The organism is Hahella sp. NBU794 (genome assembly GCF_050749805.1).
Classification (GTDB): domain Bacteria; phylum Pseudomonadota; class Gammaproteobacteria; order Pseudomonadales; family Oleiphilaceae; genus Hahella.
Genome location: NZ_CP192738.1, coordinates 4,871,037 through 4,886,418, shown reverse-complemented (window position 1 = coordinate 4,886,418; position 15,382 = coordinate 4,871,037). Strand labels below are relative to the sequence as shown.

18 protein-coding genes are annotated in these 15,382 nt (G+C 54.3%); 14 read left to right on the top strand and 4 right to left on the bottom strand.

From position 1 onward, the window contains the following. The gene (locus ACQYWX_RS21340) at positions 1 to 753 is read left to right on the top strand and encodes an alpha/beta fold hydrolase (RefSeq protein ID WP_431686276.1); all 753 of its coding nucleotides are present in this window, start codon (positions 1 to 3) and stop codon (positions 751 to 753) included. Between the two features lie 42 nt (positions 754 to 795). On the opposite strand, the gene ACQYWX_RS21335 is transcribed toward ACQYWX_RS21340, so the two are convergent. Next, a complete protein-coding gene (locus ACQYWX_RS21335; RefSeq protein WP_216738287.1) occupies positions 796 to 1,581 on the bottom strand; it encodes an SDR family NAD(P)-dependent oxidoreductase in 786 nt (261 codons plus the stop codon). 241 nt (positions 1,582 to 1,822) lie between these two features. On the opposite strand from ACQYWX_RS21335, the gene ACQYWX_RS21330 reads away from it, so the two are divergent. Next, positions 1,823 to 2,848 (top strand): malate dehydrogenase, encoded by a 1,026-nt coding sequence (locus ACQYWX_RS21330; RefSeq protein ID WP_216738288.1) that lies wholly within the window; start codon positions 1,823 to 1,825, stop codon positions 2,846 to 2,848. Positions 2,849 to 2,850: 2 nt separating this feature from the next. On the opposite strand, the gene ACQYWX_RS21325 is transcribed toward ACQYWX_RS21330, so the two are convergent. After that, positions 2,851 to 3,675 carry a substrate-binding periplasmic protein gene (locus ACQYWX_RS21325; protein WP_431686275.1) on the bottom strand — a complete coding sequence of 275 codons (825 nt, stop codon included), beginning with the start codon at positions 3,673 to 3,675 and terminating at the stop codon, positions 2,851 to 2,853. 327 nt (positions 3,676 to 4,002) lie between these two features. Between ACQYWX_RS21325 and ACQYWX_RS21320 the strand changes: the two genes are divergently transcribed. Next, positions 4,003 to 5,112 (top strand): M28 family metallopeptidase, encoded by a 1,110-nt coding sequence (locus tag ACQYWX_RS21320; RefSeq protein WP_431686274.1) that lies wholly within the window; start codon positions 4,003 to 4,005, stop codon positions 5,110 to 5,112. Between the two features lie 81 nt (positions 5,113 to 5,193). Here the strand turns inward: ACQYWX_RS21320 and ACQYWX_RS21315 are convergent, their stop codons facing one another. Next, positions 5,194 to 6,888 (bottom strand): alpha-keto acid decarboxylase family protein, encoded by a 1,695-nt coding sequence (locus ACQYWX_RS21315; protein WP_216738291.1) that lies wholly within the window; start codon positions 6,886 to 6,888, stop codon positions 5,194 to 5,196. Beyond that, positions 6,875 to 8,629: a flavin monoamine oxidase family protein gene (locus ACQYWX_RS21310; protein ID WP_431686273.1), complete on the bottom strand. Its 1,755-nt coding sequence runs from the start codon at positions 8,627 to 8,629 to the stop codon at positions 6,875 to 6,877. Before ACQYWX_RS21310 ends, ACQYWX_RS21315 begins: the two co-directional genes overlap by 14 nt. 236 nt (positions 8,630 to 8,865) lie before the next feature. Between ACQYWX_RS21310 and ACQYWX_RS21305 the strand changes: the two genes are divergently transcribed. The 11 genes from ACQYWX_RS21305 (at position 8,866) to ACQYWX_RS21255 (ending at position 15,382) form a co-directional block, all read left to right on the top strand. After that, a complete protein-coding gene (locus ACQYWX_RS21305) occupies positions 8,866 to 9,924 on the top strand; it encodes a hypothetical protein (RefSeq protein WP_431686272.1) in 1,059 nt (352 codons plus the stop codon). A 203-nt stretch (positions 9,925 to 10,127) separates the two neighbouring features. After that, the gene (locus ACQYWX_RS21300; RefSeq protein WP_431686271.1) at positions 10,128 to 11,198 is read left to right on the top strand and encodes a hypothetical protein; all 1,071 of its coding nucleotides are present in this window, start codon (positions 10,128 to 10,130) and stop codon (positions 11,196 to 11,198) included. 142 nt (positions 11,199 to 11,340) lie between these two features. Continuing rightward, complete coding sequence (locus ACQYWX_RS21295; RefSeq protein ID WP_011395889.1) at positions 11,341 to 11,655, top strand: YbjQ family protein; 315 nt, start codon at positions 11,341 to 11,343, stop codon at positions 11,653 to 11,655. 5 nt (positions 11,656 to 11,660) lie between these two features. Further along, positions 11,661 to 12,116, top strand: coding sequence for a YbjQ family protein (locus ACQYWX_RS21290; RefSeq protein WP_216738295.1), 456 nt, complete (start codon positions 11,661 to 11,663; stop codon positions 12,114 to 12,116). A 70-nt stretch (positions 12,117 to 12,186) separates the two neighbouring features. After that, on the top strand, positions 12,187 to 12,630 hold the full coding sequence (locus ACQYWX_RS21285; protein ID WP_431686270.1) for a hypothetical protein: 444 nt from the start codon (positions 12,187 to 12,189) through the stop codon (positions 12,628 to 12,630). Between the two features lie 97 nt (positions 12,631 to 12,727). Further along, positions 12,728 to 13,168: a thermonuclease family protein gene (locus tag ACQYWX_RS21280; protein WP_279507816.1), complete on the top strand. Its 441-nt coding sequence runs from the start codon at positions 12,728 to 12,730 to the stop codon at positions 13,166 to 13,168. A 141-nt stretch (positions 13,169 to 13,309) separates the two neighbouring features. Beyond that, the gene (locus ACQYWX_RS21275) at positions 13,310 to 13,849 is read left to right on the top strand and encodes an MOSC domain-containing protein (RefSeq protein WP_431686269.1); all 540 of its coding nucleotides are present in this window, start codon (positions 13,310 to 13,312) and stop codon (positions 13,847 to 13,849) included. Positions 13,850 to 13,900: 51 nt separating this feature from the next. Beyond that, positions 13,901 to 14,440 carry an MOSC domain-containing protein gene (locus ACQYWX_RS21270; protein WP_431686268.1) on the top strand — a complete coding sequence of 180 codons (540 nt, stop codon included), beginning with the start codon at positions 13,901 to 13,903 and terminating at the stop codon, positions 14,438 to 14,440. A gap of 17 nt (positions 14,441 to 14,457) precedes the next feature. Then, positions 14,458 to 14,610, top strand: a complete 153-nt coding sequence (locus ACQYWX_RS21265; protein WP_431686267.1) for a hypothetical protein — start codon at positions 14,458 to 14,460, stop codon at positions 14,608 to 14,610. A 26-nt stretch (positions 14,611 to 14,636) separates the two neighbouring features. Then, complete coding sequence (locus ACQYWX_RS21260; RefSeq protein ID WP_431689527.1) at positions 14,637 to 14,975, top strand: N-acetyltransferase family protein; 339 nt, start codon at positions 14,637 to 14,639, stop codon at positions 14,973 to 14,975. Next, a complete protein-coding gene (locus ACQYWX_RS21255; RefSeq protein ID WP_431686266.1) occupies positions 14,972 to 15,382 on the top strand; it encodes a hypothetical protein in 411 nt (136 codons plus the stop codon). Before ACQYWX_RS21260 ends, ACQYWX_RS21255 begins: the two co-directional genes overlap by 4 nt.

Genomic DNA, 15,382 nt, shown 5'->3' with positions numbered 1-15,382 from the left:
ATGGCGCATACGACGAATGTGGTGATGATCCACGGATTAATGGGTTCCCTGAGCTACTTTGAGCCGCAAAAGCGTGTTCCTGACTTTCGCTGGTTAACGCCGGATTTGCCGGGATACGCCGCGACCCCAATGCAGTATGGAGAGGAAGGTTTTTCTTTACGCGGCCAAGCCGAATATGTCCGCGACCTGATACTGAATTTGGATGATGGCCCCTGTTGGGTAGTGGGGCACAGTGTGGGCGGCGCCATTGCGATGTTGTTGGCTGAGGCGTATCCGCAGCTGGTGCGCGGCCTTATTAGCGTGGAAGGCAACTTCACTCTTAATGATGCGTTCTGGTGCAGGAAAGTCGCCGCGATGTCTATGCCGGAGTGGCGAGAAAATTATGCGGAAATGCAGCGCGATCCAGAGAGCTGGCTGGCTCGCGCGGAGATTGAAGCAACCCCTGAGCGGCTCGAATGGGCGCGCGAAGTATTGCTTAACCAATCGGCGGAAACAGTCCATGCGGTGGCTACTGCCGTCGTGAAGGAAACCGCTGGAGAGGAATATCAGGGTACTGTTCGCCGCGTCGTGGATAGCGGCCTGCCGTTATTCCTGCTCTCAGGCGAGCGCTCCGACGCCGGGTGGGATACGCCTGCTTATGCGCGTGCAGCGGCGCGACAAAGCGTTCGACAGAAAAATACTGGGCATATGATGATGTTGGAAGCGCCGGATGAGTTCTGCGACATTGTCGCCAACTTCATCCGGTCCAATTAGCGCTTTGCGTTGGCGCAGTAGATTATCTATGCGAACGTTGGGCTAGCCTTCGGATTTATTCCGGTGAATCGCCAGTCGCTCGGGGGCCTGGCACACCGGCATCACTTCGATGCGGTTGATGTTCACATTGGCGGGACGGGTCGCCGCCCAAGCCACGCAATCCGCGATATGTTCCGGCGTCAACGCATCGGCGTTCTCATATGTCGCCTTCGCTTTATCTTCATCGCCTTTGAAACGAACCAGCGAAAATTCGCTGCCGCCTACCATGCCGGGTTCAATGTTGGTGACTCTCAGCGCCGTGCCCAACAGGTCGGCTTTCAGGTTGCGGGAGAACTGCTCGACGAAGGCTTTGGTGGCGCCGTAGACATTGCCGCCAAAGTAAGCGTATGAACCAGCGATGGAGCCGATATTGATGATATGTCCGGCATTGCGCTCCACCATGCCCGGCAACAGCAAATGAGTCATGAACGCCAGTCCGGTGCAGTTCACTTCAATCATACGGCTCCAGTCTTCCCAGGAGACGCTTTGCGCCGGACCTAATCCCAAAGCCAGCCCGGCGTTGTTGATAAGCAGATCTATGGCGGCGAATGCGGGCGGCAGGTTTTCGATCGCCGCCGTCACTGCTGGTTGATCGCAGATATCGCAGGCGATGATATGGCAGTTGGTCGGCAAGCGGGCCGCCAGCGCCTCCAGTTTATCTTGACGGCGCGCCAGCAGGATCAAGTCGTAGCCCTCATGCGCCAGTCGCTCCGCAATCGCTTCGCCCAAGCCGACGGATGCGCCTGTGACCAGCGCAACTTTTCCGTTGTGGTTTCCCGGCTTACTCATAGCATTCTCCTCACTCAGTCGTGGTCATATACAAATGCGCCTAAGTACTTGGCGATAAGGGAATTAAGTATTCAGATTTTCTCGCGGGATGAAACCCCTGAGCATCTCTTCGTTAAAAATTAGCCGGAAGTCTAAGTCTCGATTGTACAAATTACGACCTATTGCTGAGGTCGCGCCAGGATAGCCCTGATTAGAATAAAAGTGTCGCCGTATCTTTTATCCACCTCAAGGAGGGCGCGCTATGAGTCAAACCGTCACTGTCGCAGTCACTGGAGCCGCCGGCAACGTGTGTCAGTCATTGCTGTTCCGCCTGGCGGCGGGCGAGCCGTTTGGACCTGACGCCAGCATCCGTCTGCAACTGATAGAAAAGAGTGAGTCCATGAAAGCCCTGGAAGGCCTGGCGATGGAGTTGGAAGATTGCGCGCTGCCTTTGCTGGAGAGCGTGAGTCTGCACGATGATCCCGTCAGCGGTTTCAAGGATGTGGACTTCGCGATTCTGACCGGCGCCAAGCCTCGTACGCCCAGCATGGATCGCATGCAGCAATTGCAGGAAAACCCATCCATCTTTGTCGAGCAGGGGAGAGCCCTGGGCAAGGTCGCCAAAGAGACGGTGAAAACCCTGGTCGTGGGCAATCCCGCCAACACCAACGCCCTGATCGCCTGGGCGAATGCGCGCTATCTGCCTCATCAGCAATTCTCCGCTCTTATGCGGCTGGACCACAATCGGGCGCTGGGTTTTCTCGCCCGCAAAATCGGCATCAATCCCCGCCGCATCAAACGCCTGACGATCTGGGGCAACCACGCCAGCACTTTGTTTCCGGACGCCTCTCATCTGCGTATCGATGGCCAGCCCATTCGCATGGCGCTGGATATGAACTGGTATCGGGACATTATGATCGACCAAGTGCAGCAGCGAGGGGCGGCGGTTATTTCCTGCAAAGGGAAAACCAGTTCCAGCTCCGCCGCGCAGGCGATTATCGATCACCTGAGAGACTGGCGCTTCGGCACGGAAGAAGGGGATTTCGTCAGCATGGGCGTATTGAGCCAGGGAGAATATGGCGTGACGCCGGGTCTGTTCTTTTCCTACCCGGTCACCTGTCGCCAAGGTCGGGTAGAAGTGGTGGAGGGGCTGGACCTGGACGACTTCTGCCGCCGTATGGTGCGGGTGACGGAAGAAGAGCTGGTGAGAGAACGTAAAGCGATTGAAAGCCTGTTGCCTTTGTCGCCGGAGCAGTTGCTGGCCCGCGCTCATTCGGAAGTGGCTTGAGGCTACTGAGAGTCCAGAAATGAGAAGTATAACGCCATGATTTCGTTGTAGCGGCCGGACTCATGAATATCAGCGCAAACTTCCCAGATACGCTCCGCCACGTGCTGATGACGGGCGTAGAACTGGCGCGAAAAGACCATGAACATGTCGTCCTGCATTAAAGGTGTGGGCAGACGTTGTACGGGGGTGTTGGGATCGTTCAGGTCAAGATACGGCTCCACCTGCATGGCGTAGCTGGCGACTAACGCCACTCGACGGCTGGTCAGCAGATTGGCCAGGTGTTTGGGTTCGTAGCGCTCAATGACCTCCACCCCCATGCGTTGCAGCAAGTCAGCGGAAGAGTAGCCCAGTCCGGCGGCGGCCTGGGCTCCCGGCGGCAGCTTTAGCGACACGCCGTCCCATTGCACTGCGGGGTCTGAGACATACAGCCACAGGGTGTTGCTGTACACCAGCTTGGATGCGTCCACTGTACCGTCCAGTTTGCGAGGGTAATGGCTGTATTGCTCCCGCTCCGGCACATAGGAGGAGCCGATCACCGCATCCGACTGACCTGTCTGTAGTTGCGACAGGCAGCGCTTCCAGGGGCGGCGCTCAAAGATAATGCGTATGGGCGCCTGCAGCTCAATCTCGTCCATCAACTCATAGGCGACGCCTTTGTATTCGGTGGTGTCCGTGGTCTCCGCCATGGTCAGTCGATAAATGGGCGGGTTCGCGACATCAATGCCGCAGACATTAATTTCAACGATGTCGGATTCAGTGCGAGCCGCTCCGACGGCTCCCATCAGCGCGAAGATCAGGAGCAGGATTTTCGACCATGGAGACGTCATGTGGGCGCGCATGAGTTTCTCAAATGGGCTGGGTGATATTTATACAGTCTCTTAAAAAACTATAGCACTGAGCATAACGAAGCTGTAGTTGACGGAAGCAGTGGGAGCGGTTCCTAAGGCAAAAGAGGGATATCCGGCCAGAGTTGAATGCTGCAGTATGGTGCGACGACAGTGATCAGCATCGCCGCCAAGGTGCGCCGTGAACTGTCGCTGCATCGATTATCTTGATGTTTTTCAAATAAAAATAATGACTTCTCCACGATATTTGCTTATCGCCGGACGGGGTTTTTGATGCCTTGCGCATCTTTTTACGATAGGAGAAATTTGATGTTTTCCGAGATAAATACAAGAAAACTATTGCCTGGACTGGCTTGCCTGATGTTAGTGACTGGCTGTTCCAATAATAATGATTCCAACAACGGCGGCGCTAACGCCAACAAAACCGCGGACGACTTTCTGGTCGATCTGGCTCATCCCACCAAAGGCATCGGCGCCAGAGTGGCCGGAACCGAGAGTGAACGTAAGGCGGAAGCCTATCTGCTGGCTGAGATTAAGTCATTGGGCTACACGCCAAGCGCGCAAGCGTTTACCTACCATGAAAGCGATACCGAATTTAACTCCAGCAATGTCTTTTTCGAAAAGGCTGGGACCAGCCCGGATAAAATACTGGTGCTGGGGGCTCACTATGACACCACCGGCGAAGATCATGGCTCCACCGGCGCGACGGATAACGGCACAGGCGTCGCCGCCTTGTTGGAAGTAGCCAAGCGGGTCAAAGATAAAACCTTACCGTATACCTTACGTTTCGTGTTCTTCGGCGCTGAAGAGGTCGGCCTTTATGGCTCTTACTATTACGTAGAAAATTTGCCAGTTGAGGATTTAGGCAAAATCGTTGGTATGGTTAATTATGATACGGTGGCTGGCGGCGATTACCTGTATGTGCATTCCGCCAATAGTGTTACGCCGTACACGTGCAAAGGCGCTAACCAATCTTATGCAGCAGGCGATACCCTGCGTATGGCCATGTTAAATGCCTCTATCGCTCTCGAAGGGGATAACGATTTTCTTATCCATCCAGAGGTGGAGGGTGAATTTCTGCCTGGAGAGACCGGTTCCTGGTCTGATCATGTTGCGTTCGCCTGCCGAGGTATCCCCATCGCTTATGTTGAAGCGACTAATTTCGATATAAACGGAAGAGATGGAAAAAACGGATACTCACAAACCGTTAACCCGCAGTTCTGGACCTGTTTTGACGAAGCGACTATTGGCTCTTGCGATAAAGACGCCGAGGAGAAGTGGGGAGAAATCTGGCATAGCGGCGGCGATCGCATCGATGTGATGGAATCTGTCTTTCCTGGTCGGGTCTCCGCTCAGATGGCTCGGACGGTCGACGCGACGGTTGAGTTTGTCTCCTCAGCGGATTATTACCTGCCCTAGTGATTGTCAGCGGGCGGGCGTAGACGCCCGCCTTGCTCTCACGGCACTCAGCTTCCTTATCTTATCTTCCGGGTCTTATCTTCAGGACGGTTTGGCAAGACGACGAATTTGCGGCGCCAGATCTTTTTGCGGAATGACAATTTCCACCAGCGCGGGGCAGTCCACCAGGGACTCTACATCCAATAATATTTTCTGCAGCTCGTCGATGGTCTGCGCCCGATATCCCATGGCGCCGTAGGCTTTGGCGAGGGACTGGTAGTCCCATTGCGGCAGGATGTCGAAAGGCGCAAAACGTCCTTCCGGCGTGAACGCCTTGATATCGACAAAGGCCTGCTCGATCGCATAGACCCCATTGCTCATCACGAAAACGACGGCGTTAATGCGATTGCGCGCCAGTGTGGACAGAGACTGGCACATCATCATGAAACCGCCATCGCCGGCGACGACATAGGGCCGCTTGCCGCTGGCCATGGCGACGCCGATGGCGCAGCCGGTTTCATGTCCGAGCGATCCCCAAACGGCGTCGGCGATAAAGCTGTTTTGAGGCAATCCGTTTATGTTGCTGGCCACATAAAGCGAAGAACTTTCGCCCAGGATCAGTTCGATTTCTGACTGTAAGCGTCGCTCCTGGAAGAAGTGCGTGAGTTGATCGAAGAAAATGTTGTAGGTGAGCTGTGCGCCCAGTTCAGTATTCCAGCCGGCGCACTCTCCATCGTCCAGATGGACTTTTATCAATGGGTGCGGGAATCCGTTTTTGCTTTTGATCTGCGCTGACAGGCCATCAATGTAATCGGTCATGGCGACGTTGCGGAAGTATTCATAGCCCACGCGCACTTGTTCATCGTTAACCAGAATAATCTCGGAGAAATCGCTCTGCATCAAGTCCAGGTAGTCGTCAGTGAAAATCACGCCAAGGGCCAGTATGCAATCGACGTTCTTCATGTATTCCCGCGTGCCGGGACAGGACGCGGCGCCCGCATAGGTGCCGATGAACTGGGGATGACTTTCATCGAGGACGGACTTCGCCTCCAGCGTGGTGGTGAAGGGCAGCCCGCTGGCCTCGACCATGCGCAGCGCCTGTTCCTGCAGGCCATAACGGGCGATCTCGATGCCCAGCATGATCACGCCGCGTTTGGCGTTGACCAGTCTCTGCAGGGTTTCATCCACCACCGCCCGCAATGACGCTCTGTCGCTGACCGGAGGTTGCGGTCGCAGTGGGTGCTCCGGCTCCCGGCAGGGCTCGCCCCATACGTTTTGCCACGCCTCCAGATAAATGGGACGGCGCTTGCTGATGGCGGCGGTGAGGGCGCGGTCGATCTGCAGCGGGGCCTCGGCGGCGTTGCTCAAGACTTCCGCGGCGACGGTGACTTGCTCAAAGACCTTTTTATCCGCATTCAGATTGCCGGTCGAATGATGAAACAACACGCCTTTGTCGCGAATGATCAGTCTGTCCTGGGCGGACGGGCTGGCGCTGACCACCACCACTGGATTGCGCTCTACGTAAGACCCCGCCACGGCGTTCAACACGCTGAAGGTTCCGACGCCGTACTGGACGGATACCGCGCCGATGCCGGCGAAACGGGCGTAGCCGTCGGCGGCGTAACCCGCGCCCAGCTCATTGATGTCTCCCACGGCGTCCACGCCATCGAATTTTTCCAGCGCTTCCATGAATTCGGAAACATAATCGCCGGGCACTTGAAACACTTTGCCGAGGCCAAGCTGGCGCAGGCGGGTGAGCAGATAGTCGGCGACGGTAAATGAGTTATCCTTCAACATTGTCGATTCCTTTGTACGCAAATTGAGTGACTTCATCCAACACTTTCTTGCAGTCATCGCAGGTGAGACAGTCGCATTCGTCAGCGCAACCGTCGGGGCAGGGGACCGGCATCAGGGAGAATTTTTGTTCCGGGGGCAGCCAGGAGGGGCGCGTCATGGCGAAAAAATCCTCCAGGGTCGACTCGGCGACGGTCAACGCGCCTTCCACCCAGCCCTGATCGTAGGAGTAGGCTTCGCCGACAATAAAAATCTGTTGATCCTCCACCGGGTGGCGCATGCGGCACATGATTTTGTCGAGTCGATAATTGGCTTTCCATTCATGCCAGCCGCCGCCATAGGGATCGTCGTCCCAGGCGTGATACACCGCGCTGTATGGCTCCGGCAGCTCCACTTGATCATGGACCTGGCGCACTTGTTGTTGCGCCGCGCGCACCATGTCTTCGCTGACCTGATAGCGGGTGCGGGGCACGATCTTGTCGGCGCTGATATCCGCCTCCAGGCAGGACGGTTTGTAGCCGATGAAAGGCAGTCCGTCTTCCAACCCCTTCCAGAACGGGACCGTGCCAATATCGTTATAAGAGGCCATCAGCAGAGAGTTCAGGAAAGGCTCGCCGCCGGGTTGCTCGCATTCGGTTCCCATGTAGTAAACCTGTCTCACCGGAAGGTCCGTGACAGAGCGTCCCGCCACCAATCCCAGACTGCGCCACCAGGGCTTTTCATAGGCGAGAAACAGCTTGAAGGCGGATTGGATTAACACGGACGGCAGGTTCTCCTGCAGCCAGGTATCATCGAAAAACTCCGACTTGATCAGCTCCAGAGAGCGACGCGGCATGGCCAGGATAATGCGCTTGGCGCGCACGATGGTTTCGCCGGGGTGGTCCGTGGTTTTTCCATCCACCGTATGCGTATGTTGAAAATGCAGACTGTAGGGATAATCGTCGTCGCCGGTGTAGCGAATCTCCGCCAGACGATGATTCATGTAGAGACGCTTGCTTCCGAGCAGGCTCCCCGGCGCCTGCACGAACTGCTCGCACAACGTGAGGGGCAGCGACTGGAAACCGTGTTTCAGCGTGAGGAACTTCGTCTCATCGCTGTACTCTGTCGCCGGCAGCTGCGTCGCGGCATTGGCGTTGGCTACGTTGGCGTCATAGCCGCCGGCGTCCTTCATGAACATATAGCCTTCATTGCTGAGCACCCGGTAGAGCAGATCCCAGAAGCCGTACTTCCAGATCTCTTTGCCGAATACTTTCACCCGCATCTGATCGCACAGAGACAAGTCGGCGAAACCGGGATACAGGTAGTTCATGATTTTGACCTGCAGATCCTCGGGCCCATAACCGCGCTCGCTCCACGCCAGGTTATAGGGAATCTTGTCGGGATGACTGCTGAAGTCCCGATAGCGGAAACGTACGCCGCGCAGGAAAAAGAGATTGTCTTGGGAGCCGACGGGTTCGGGCGCTCCCATGGGGAAATCCTTCGTCGGCAACTGCAGGTATTTGACCAGATTGGCTACCAGAATATGGGCGTCGGGGATGTAGCGCATGCCGCCGACTTCCGCCACCACATTGGGAAGACCGGGCAGCGTGATGCTGTAGAGGCGACCGCCGATACGGTCACTGTACTCAAACAATGCGATCGCCTGCTTGTCGCCAAATTCCGACTGCAAGCGCCAGGCGCTGTATACGCCGGAAACTCCTCCACCGACAATCGCGACATCCAAGGTCAATGCAGCGTTTTCCATCAGCCCACTCCTTGTCAGCGAAACGTTACTTTTTATTCCGTTCTTCAAGTAATAAAAAACATAGGCATGGTTCAAAAAATAGCCAAATTGATTTTTGTAAGGGTGGGTTCAGGTTTGTTAAAGAATGGTTGTAACTTGCTGTAAAAAATATATATTCGCTCGATATTCCTGGCCGTAAAAACAGTTGCGCTCTTGAGCGCGCACCATAGGAATCCCACCAAAGTTAGTGAGAATAAATGAAGAATATCCTGGCTAGATCCTTGTTGTTTTCCGTTGGTCTGTCGGCTTTCGCTTTCGGCGATGAAGCCAGTATTGAGCGTCTTCCGGACATGCTGGCGAAGATCCAGTATGTCGCCAAGCTGACAGAAGCCTGTCCTGACAACTATCAATCGGAATACTTCAATTGGCGAAAACTCAATCGCATCGACGATATTGAGTCCGCCGTCAATGTGTTATCGGTGAATGATGCGCAGCTTCAGGTTCGTTTGACGGAGATCGCCAGGGACGCCGCTGCGGAAGTTAAACTGCACAGCGCGGATTATTGCGCTCATCTGGGGCAAGTCCTCGGCAATCCCGACTTTATGCCTTTTGTCGCATTCAATGAGTTAAGCCAGAAGTTGCTTGAGGAAATACCCCAGGAAGCGCTCACCAGCGAAAGGGAGCGCGCCGACAGTCAGCCGATAAATCCGGAGCTGATCAAGCAGGATATCGCGCAAGTAGAAGCGGTGATGTTTAACCGTCGCACCCTGCGCGTTGCTGGAAAGTCGACGGCGGTGGATGCGCCTGAGCTGCTGTTTAAAAACGGCGATCTCTGCACGGATATGCAAGCGCTGGTATTTCGCGGCGGCGTCGCGAAGCACAAAGCCAAGAACCCTTCCAAGTGGACGCGTTGGCGAACAAACAATGGCGAACGCGAGTGGCTGAACGGCGAGAAATGGCAAAAGTTTGTCTCTAACAAAGCCCTCCCGCCTCTTGATGAAGGCTATCGCTTAGAAAGCGACCTGCGTTTTCAGCAGGAGACCGACGGCGGCGCCTTTCTCATCACCAACGTCATCCGCTACCAGTTTTTCTCTGACGGCAAGTTCATCCGCCAATTGGACTCATATCCGACTCACGACGACGCCATCAGTTCTTCCGTTAGTTTTTATTATCCAGAGGATGAGGGGCGCTATGAGATCCACGGTTATCTGCTGACGTTGCACTTTGACAGTGGCGAAACCGTCTACAAAACCCTCGTGCGTGACAAAAACGCCCCATCGCCCACCTGGCTGGATGGGAATGAGTATGTGAAATAAACGGCTTTTCCCGAGCCTCATACTGTCAGCATTCCGTCGGCTTTAGGATGAGTTGGGGCGATTATTACCTGGGGTAAATCATAGTTGTAACCTGGACAGGGTTATGTTTTTTATAACGTTTTTGATTATCTCTCCTGAGTAGGTCGCATGCTGATGCAGACCCCCCCTCGTGGTATCAGGAGATCAAACAAAGGCGTTCATGAATGAAGCGACTCCTGTCCGGGATTATTTTCTCCACCACTGCCTTCTCTACTTCTGTGCTAGGCGGCTCGGGGTTTGAAAAATTTCCCAACCTATATACGAATATCCGATTCGCCACAGAACTGGCCAAAGCATGCCCAACTGAGCATGTTTTAGAGTATCAGTCCTGGCGCGAACGCAATCATATCGATGATATCGATATCGTGATGCAGGCCTTGTTAGCGAAGGATAAGAAACTTCAGAACAATGTCGTGAAAGCGGACAAGGCGATGAAGGAAAAAGTCAGCAGTCTCGACTCCAAGAGCTGCGACCTTCTGGGAGAAATTCTGACCAGCGAAGAGTATCAGCCTGCGACCCGTTACAAAGGCCTGATGGATAAGTTGCTCGCCATCGCCCCCCAGGCCAAAGCTTTGAAGGAAAAGGAAAAGGAAAAGGAAAAGGAAAAGGAGCCGCCCCTTGATCCTGCGGTGATCCAGAAAGACATCGCCAAAATAGAGACCGTCCTCTTTGACAAGAAGGTCGTCCACAGTTATGGAATGATCCTAAAGGAAGCCTACCCGATATTACTTTTTGAAAATGGCGAAGCCTGCAAGGATATTCGAGCGTTAGTATTTCCGGGCGGCGTCGACGCCCATAAAGCCAGATATCCCAAACGCTGGACCCAATGGCGCAAGAGCTGGGGCGATTATGAGTGGCTGAAAGGGGATAAGTGGAAGGCGTTCGCTTACGATGAGGAATATCCGCCGATAGCAAAAGGATTTCGTATTAACAATAAATTCCACTATGTCGGCGGCTCCAGCACTGGCGACAGCACCGTGGCGACAATCAAAAACTTTCAGTTTTTCTCAGACGGCAGATTTATCAGCGGCGCGCAGGTCTACGCCAGCACGGAAATCTCTGGCGCCAGCTCGACCTTCAACCATGTGTCCCCTGAGCAAAAGGGCCAATACGAAATCGACGGCTATCTACTGACCCTCCGATACGATAGCGGCGAGACCCGATACAGAGCCATCGTTCTCGACGAAAAAGACCCCTCGCCAATATGGCTGAATGGAGACGGCTATGTGGAATAGGGTGCAGTGAAGGAGATTGGCGGCGGGTGAGATAGCGCAATTCTCCCGAATTACCCAACGCAAATATTTGTCCTTCCCTTTTTGAATATTTGTGACATATTATGTCCGCAGGTGTTTCCAACAAGAGGTCTGTGGATTAGTTATGTTGATCACTAATATCGAAACAATTCCTGGTAAAAATATCGTCAAACATCTTGGTCTGGTGCAGGGTAGTACTGTTCGCTCCAAGCATGTGGGGCGCGACATCATGGCGGGCTTGAAGAATATATTCGGCGGTGAGCTGCGCGGTTATACCGAGCTGTTGGAAGACGCCCGGGGCGAAGCGCTGGAGCGCATGAAAAGACAGGCGCGCGGCATGGGCGCCAATGCGGTGATTAACGTGCGTTTCGCCACTTCGTCTGTGGCGCAGGGCGCAGCGGAGCTGTTTGTCTATGGTACGGCGGTGGTCATGGAGTAACGCCCATGGAAATCCTGATCAATATTGGCTTGTTTTTGCTATTGATGACGTTGGGCTATGGATTTGGGCGTCGCGCTGAGAAAGCCCACTTCAAGTCATTGCGGATTCGCGAGGCGAAGCATCGAGCGGTCATCTTATCCATGGGGCGGCATATTCCTCCGACTCGCGCCAATGTGGAGGCGCGACTGGTAACCGGCAGCGTGGTGGTGTCCGTTGATTATTTCAAACGCTTCTTCGCCATGTTGCGACTGTTGATCGGCGGCCGTTTGTTCAGCTATGAATCCTTGATGGAAAGAGCGCGTCGAGAAGCGATTCTGCGCATGAAGGAACAGGCCATTTCCCTCGGCTCCAAAGAGATCTACAACGTAAAACTGGAAACCTCGACCATTTCCAATGGGTTACAAAACGCCCTGGGCACAGTCGAAGTGCTGGCTTATGGAACGGCGGTCGTTGAAAAGTGAGAGCCGTCGAGGCAGCAGCGTGCTTTTGCGCCGGCTTATTAGCGCATCTTGATAGATAGAAATCCGAACCATGTTAATCAAGCGCAAAACCAACAATCTGATGACATTGGAATGCCGTGAAGTGCGCTGGTTGCTGATTTTGTTTGCAGTCGCCGCCGCGCTTGTTTCCGTTCTGCTGTACCAATCATTCAACTGGGTGGGCGTAGCAGGTCTGGGCCTGGCCGTTCCGGTGTTTGTCTGGTTCGCGATGATTTCCGCCAACGCCAGGGTTACCTTGGACAAAGAGCGCGGTCTGTTTGTCTGCACGCGAAAACGACTGTGGCGCGACGTGGAGCATTTCGAATGTCCGCTGCATGAAATTAGCGACGTGATTCTGGAAACTAATGACGACGCCACCCGTCTGGGTTTTGTTATGCAGAGCAAGACTCTGTTTCCCAGTGAAATATTCTCCTCCAGCGCTTGGAGAAGCGAACAGCGCATCTACCAGGAAGTGCGCGACTTCTTGTTTGGCTGATAGAGAGAAGTCAGTCTAAACAAATATTTACTGGATAAATCTACAACTCAACTTTAGCATTCGCCCTAGTCTTGTTGATAAATAGGGTGTTATGCATATGAAGTTACGTCTGGCTTTGTGTTTGATTCTGGCGGCGCCAATGCTCGCCAATGCAGGGATCAAAGATGAAAATTTTGGCTCTGCAACGGTTGCGCAGGTCACCAGTATTTATGATGGCGACACCTTTCGCGCCGACATCGCTGACTGGCCGGCGATTGTGGGGCAGCGTATCGGCGTGCGCATCAAACATATCGATACCCCTGAGCTGCGTGGTTCCTGCAAGAAAGAAAAGGCTTTGGCGCTGAAAGCCAAACAGTTTCTGGTGGAGAAGCTGAGAAGCGCGAAAGAGGTGAAACTGGAAAATATCCAGCGGGATAAATATTTCCGGGTGCTGGCGGACGTCGTGGCCGACGGTGAAAGTCTGGGTCAGTCCCTGATCAAGGAAAAGCTCGCTGTGCCCTATGAAGGCGGAACCAAAATCGATTGGTGCAAAGCCTGATCCAACGCTGGTAAAAGCTCCCGCTTTGACCAAGGCGCAATCGCAATCAGGTCAACGACTTAACTTTCAGGCAGGGGCGCTGGTATGCTGACGAGCGCAGGATTATCCTGCCGAACTGAGTGAGTAAAAGGAGAGTTTACGTTGGCTAAAGTTCTATCTGTCAGCAAGAGCGCTGAACATACGTTTACCAAGAAACAGGTCCCCACTATTCAGCTGGTCACCGGTGAAGGCGTCGATGGCGACGCCCACCGCGGCGCCATGGTGAAGCATATCCATCTCGTTAAGAAAGACGCGCAATCGCCCAACTTGCGTCAGGTGCATTTGATTCATAATGAGTTGCTGGAAGAACTGCAAGGCAAAGGATTCAATGTCAGCCCCGGCGTGATCGGAGAGAACATCACCACCAGCGGTTTGGATCTGTTGTCGTTGCCGGTTGGGACGATTCTTAAATTCGGCGCGACCGCCCGTATAGAGTTGACCGGATTGCGCAGCCCTTGTTCACAGCTTGATAAGCATCAGAAAGGACTCGTCGCCGCCGTGCTGGACCGTGACGAACAGGGTAACCTGATCCGCAAATCCGGCGTGATGGCGATTGTGCTGGATGGCGGCCCCGTAAGCGTTGACGACGCCATCAACGTCGAATTGCCGCCGGAGCCCCATCTTCCTTTGGTTCCAGTGTGAGGCGTTCAGTATTTTTCAGAGGTTCCCTGGGTCATGCAAGGAGATTGCAACATGGCTGTCATGGTAGCGGTAAGCAAGAGTGATCAACATGTGTTTTCCAAAACACAGACTCCTTCCATCACACTGATTGCGGGTGAGGGCGTTGAAGGCGACGCCCATCGTGGCGTGACGGTCAAACATCGTTCCCGCGTCAAAAAGAATCCGCAGGCGCCGAATCTGCGGCAGGCGCATCTGGTGCACAATGAGCTGTTGGAAGGTCTGCGCCAGCAGGGTTTTCAGGTGGCGCCCGGCGTTATCGGCGAGAATATCACCACGCAAGGACTTGATCTGCTGTCATTGCCAACCGGCGCCAGATTAACGATTGGAGAGCAGGTTGAAGTCGAGATCACCGGATTACGCAATCCCTGCGCACAACTGGATAACTGTCAAAAAGGGCTGACCGCAGCGGTGCTGGATCGGGACGAGCAGGGCGAACTGGTGCGCAAGGCCGGCGTGATGGCGATTGTGCTGACCGGCGGCGTCATCAAAGAAGGCGACGCCATCGCCGTATCGCTGCCGCCGGAGCCCTATCTGCCCCTTGCTCCCGTGTAATGTCGGAAGACTCCGGTATGCGTATCCGCCCCGCTACAGTGGAAGAAGCTCCAACCATCGCCGTCATTCATGTGGCGGCGTGGCGGGAAGCCTATCGCGGGCTGATGTCGAGTGAATTTCTGGCGTCTCTGTCTGTGGAAAAAGAACGCAGCAATGGACGGCGGCGTTAGCGCAAGACAGCCCGATATTGCGTTTGGTGATTGAGCATGAGGGATGTGTCGCCGGGTTCTGCAGCAGCGGCGCGTTTCGCGACGAGCAACTCGCCAGGGAAGAGGGCGTCGAACTGTACTCCATCAATATTGACCCCAACTACTGGCGGCATGGCCTGGGTAAAGGGCTAATAGAGTATGTGAGCGACTACTATCTGCAGAAAAAAGCCAAGGCCATATACCTGTGGGTGTTGAACGGAAACCAGCGCGCCATGGCGTTTTATAAAAACTTGGGATTTCTGCCCGACGGCAGATCCAAGGTGGACTATGGGCATGCCGGCGAGCCGCTGCATGAATTGTTATTTGTCAGGAGATTATCGGCTTGAGCAAACCTGCCGACTTCATTCAGAAATGGCGTGAACAAGGTCATCAATTCCATCCTCCCACCACAAGCGAGGCGATCAAACTCGTATTTTCCCGACTGGGAATGGCTGCGACACAGGATATTTTGGAGTTCTACCTTGAATGCGATGGAATGAGCGATTGTGGCGCCGGGCTTGTGCGTTTTTGGCCGCTTGCCGAGATTGAGGCAAACGCTCAGTACACGAATGAATTCGGCGTGCTTTTCGCTGATTTTTTCTTGGAAAGCGAGCTCTTTCGGATAAAGCCTAAAGATGAATATAGCGTTCAAGTGTACAGCGACTGCTTTGATGGAGATAAGCCTCGGTTAGTCTCGCAGAGCCTGGGCGAATTCATGCGCAAAATAGATATCGACAATCTACAAGGCAATTAA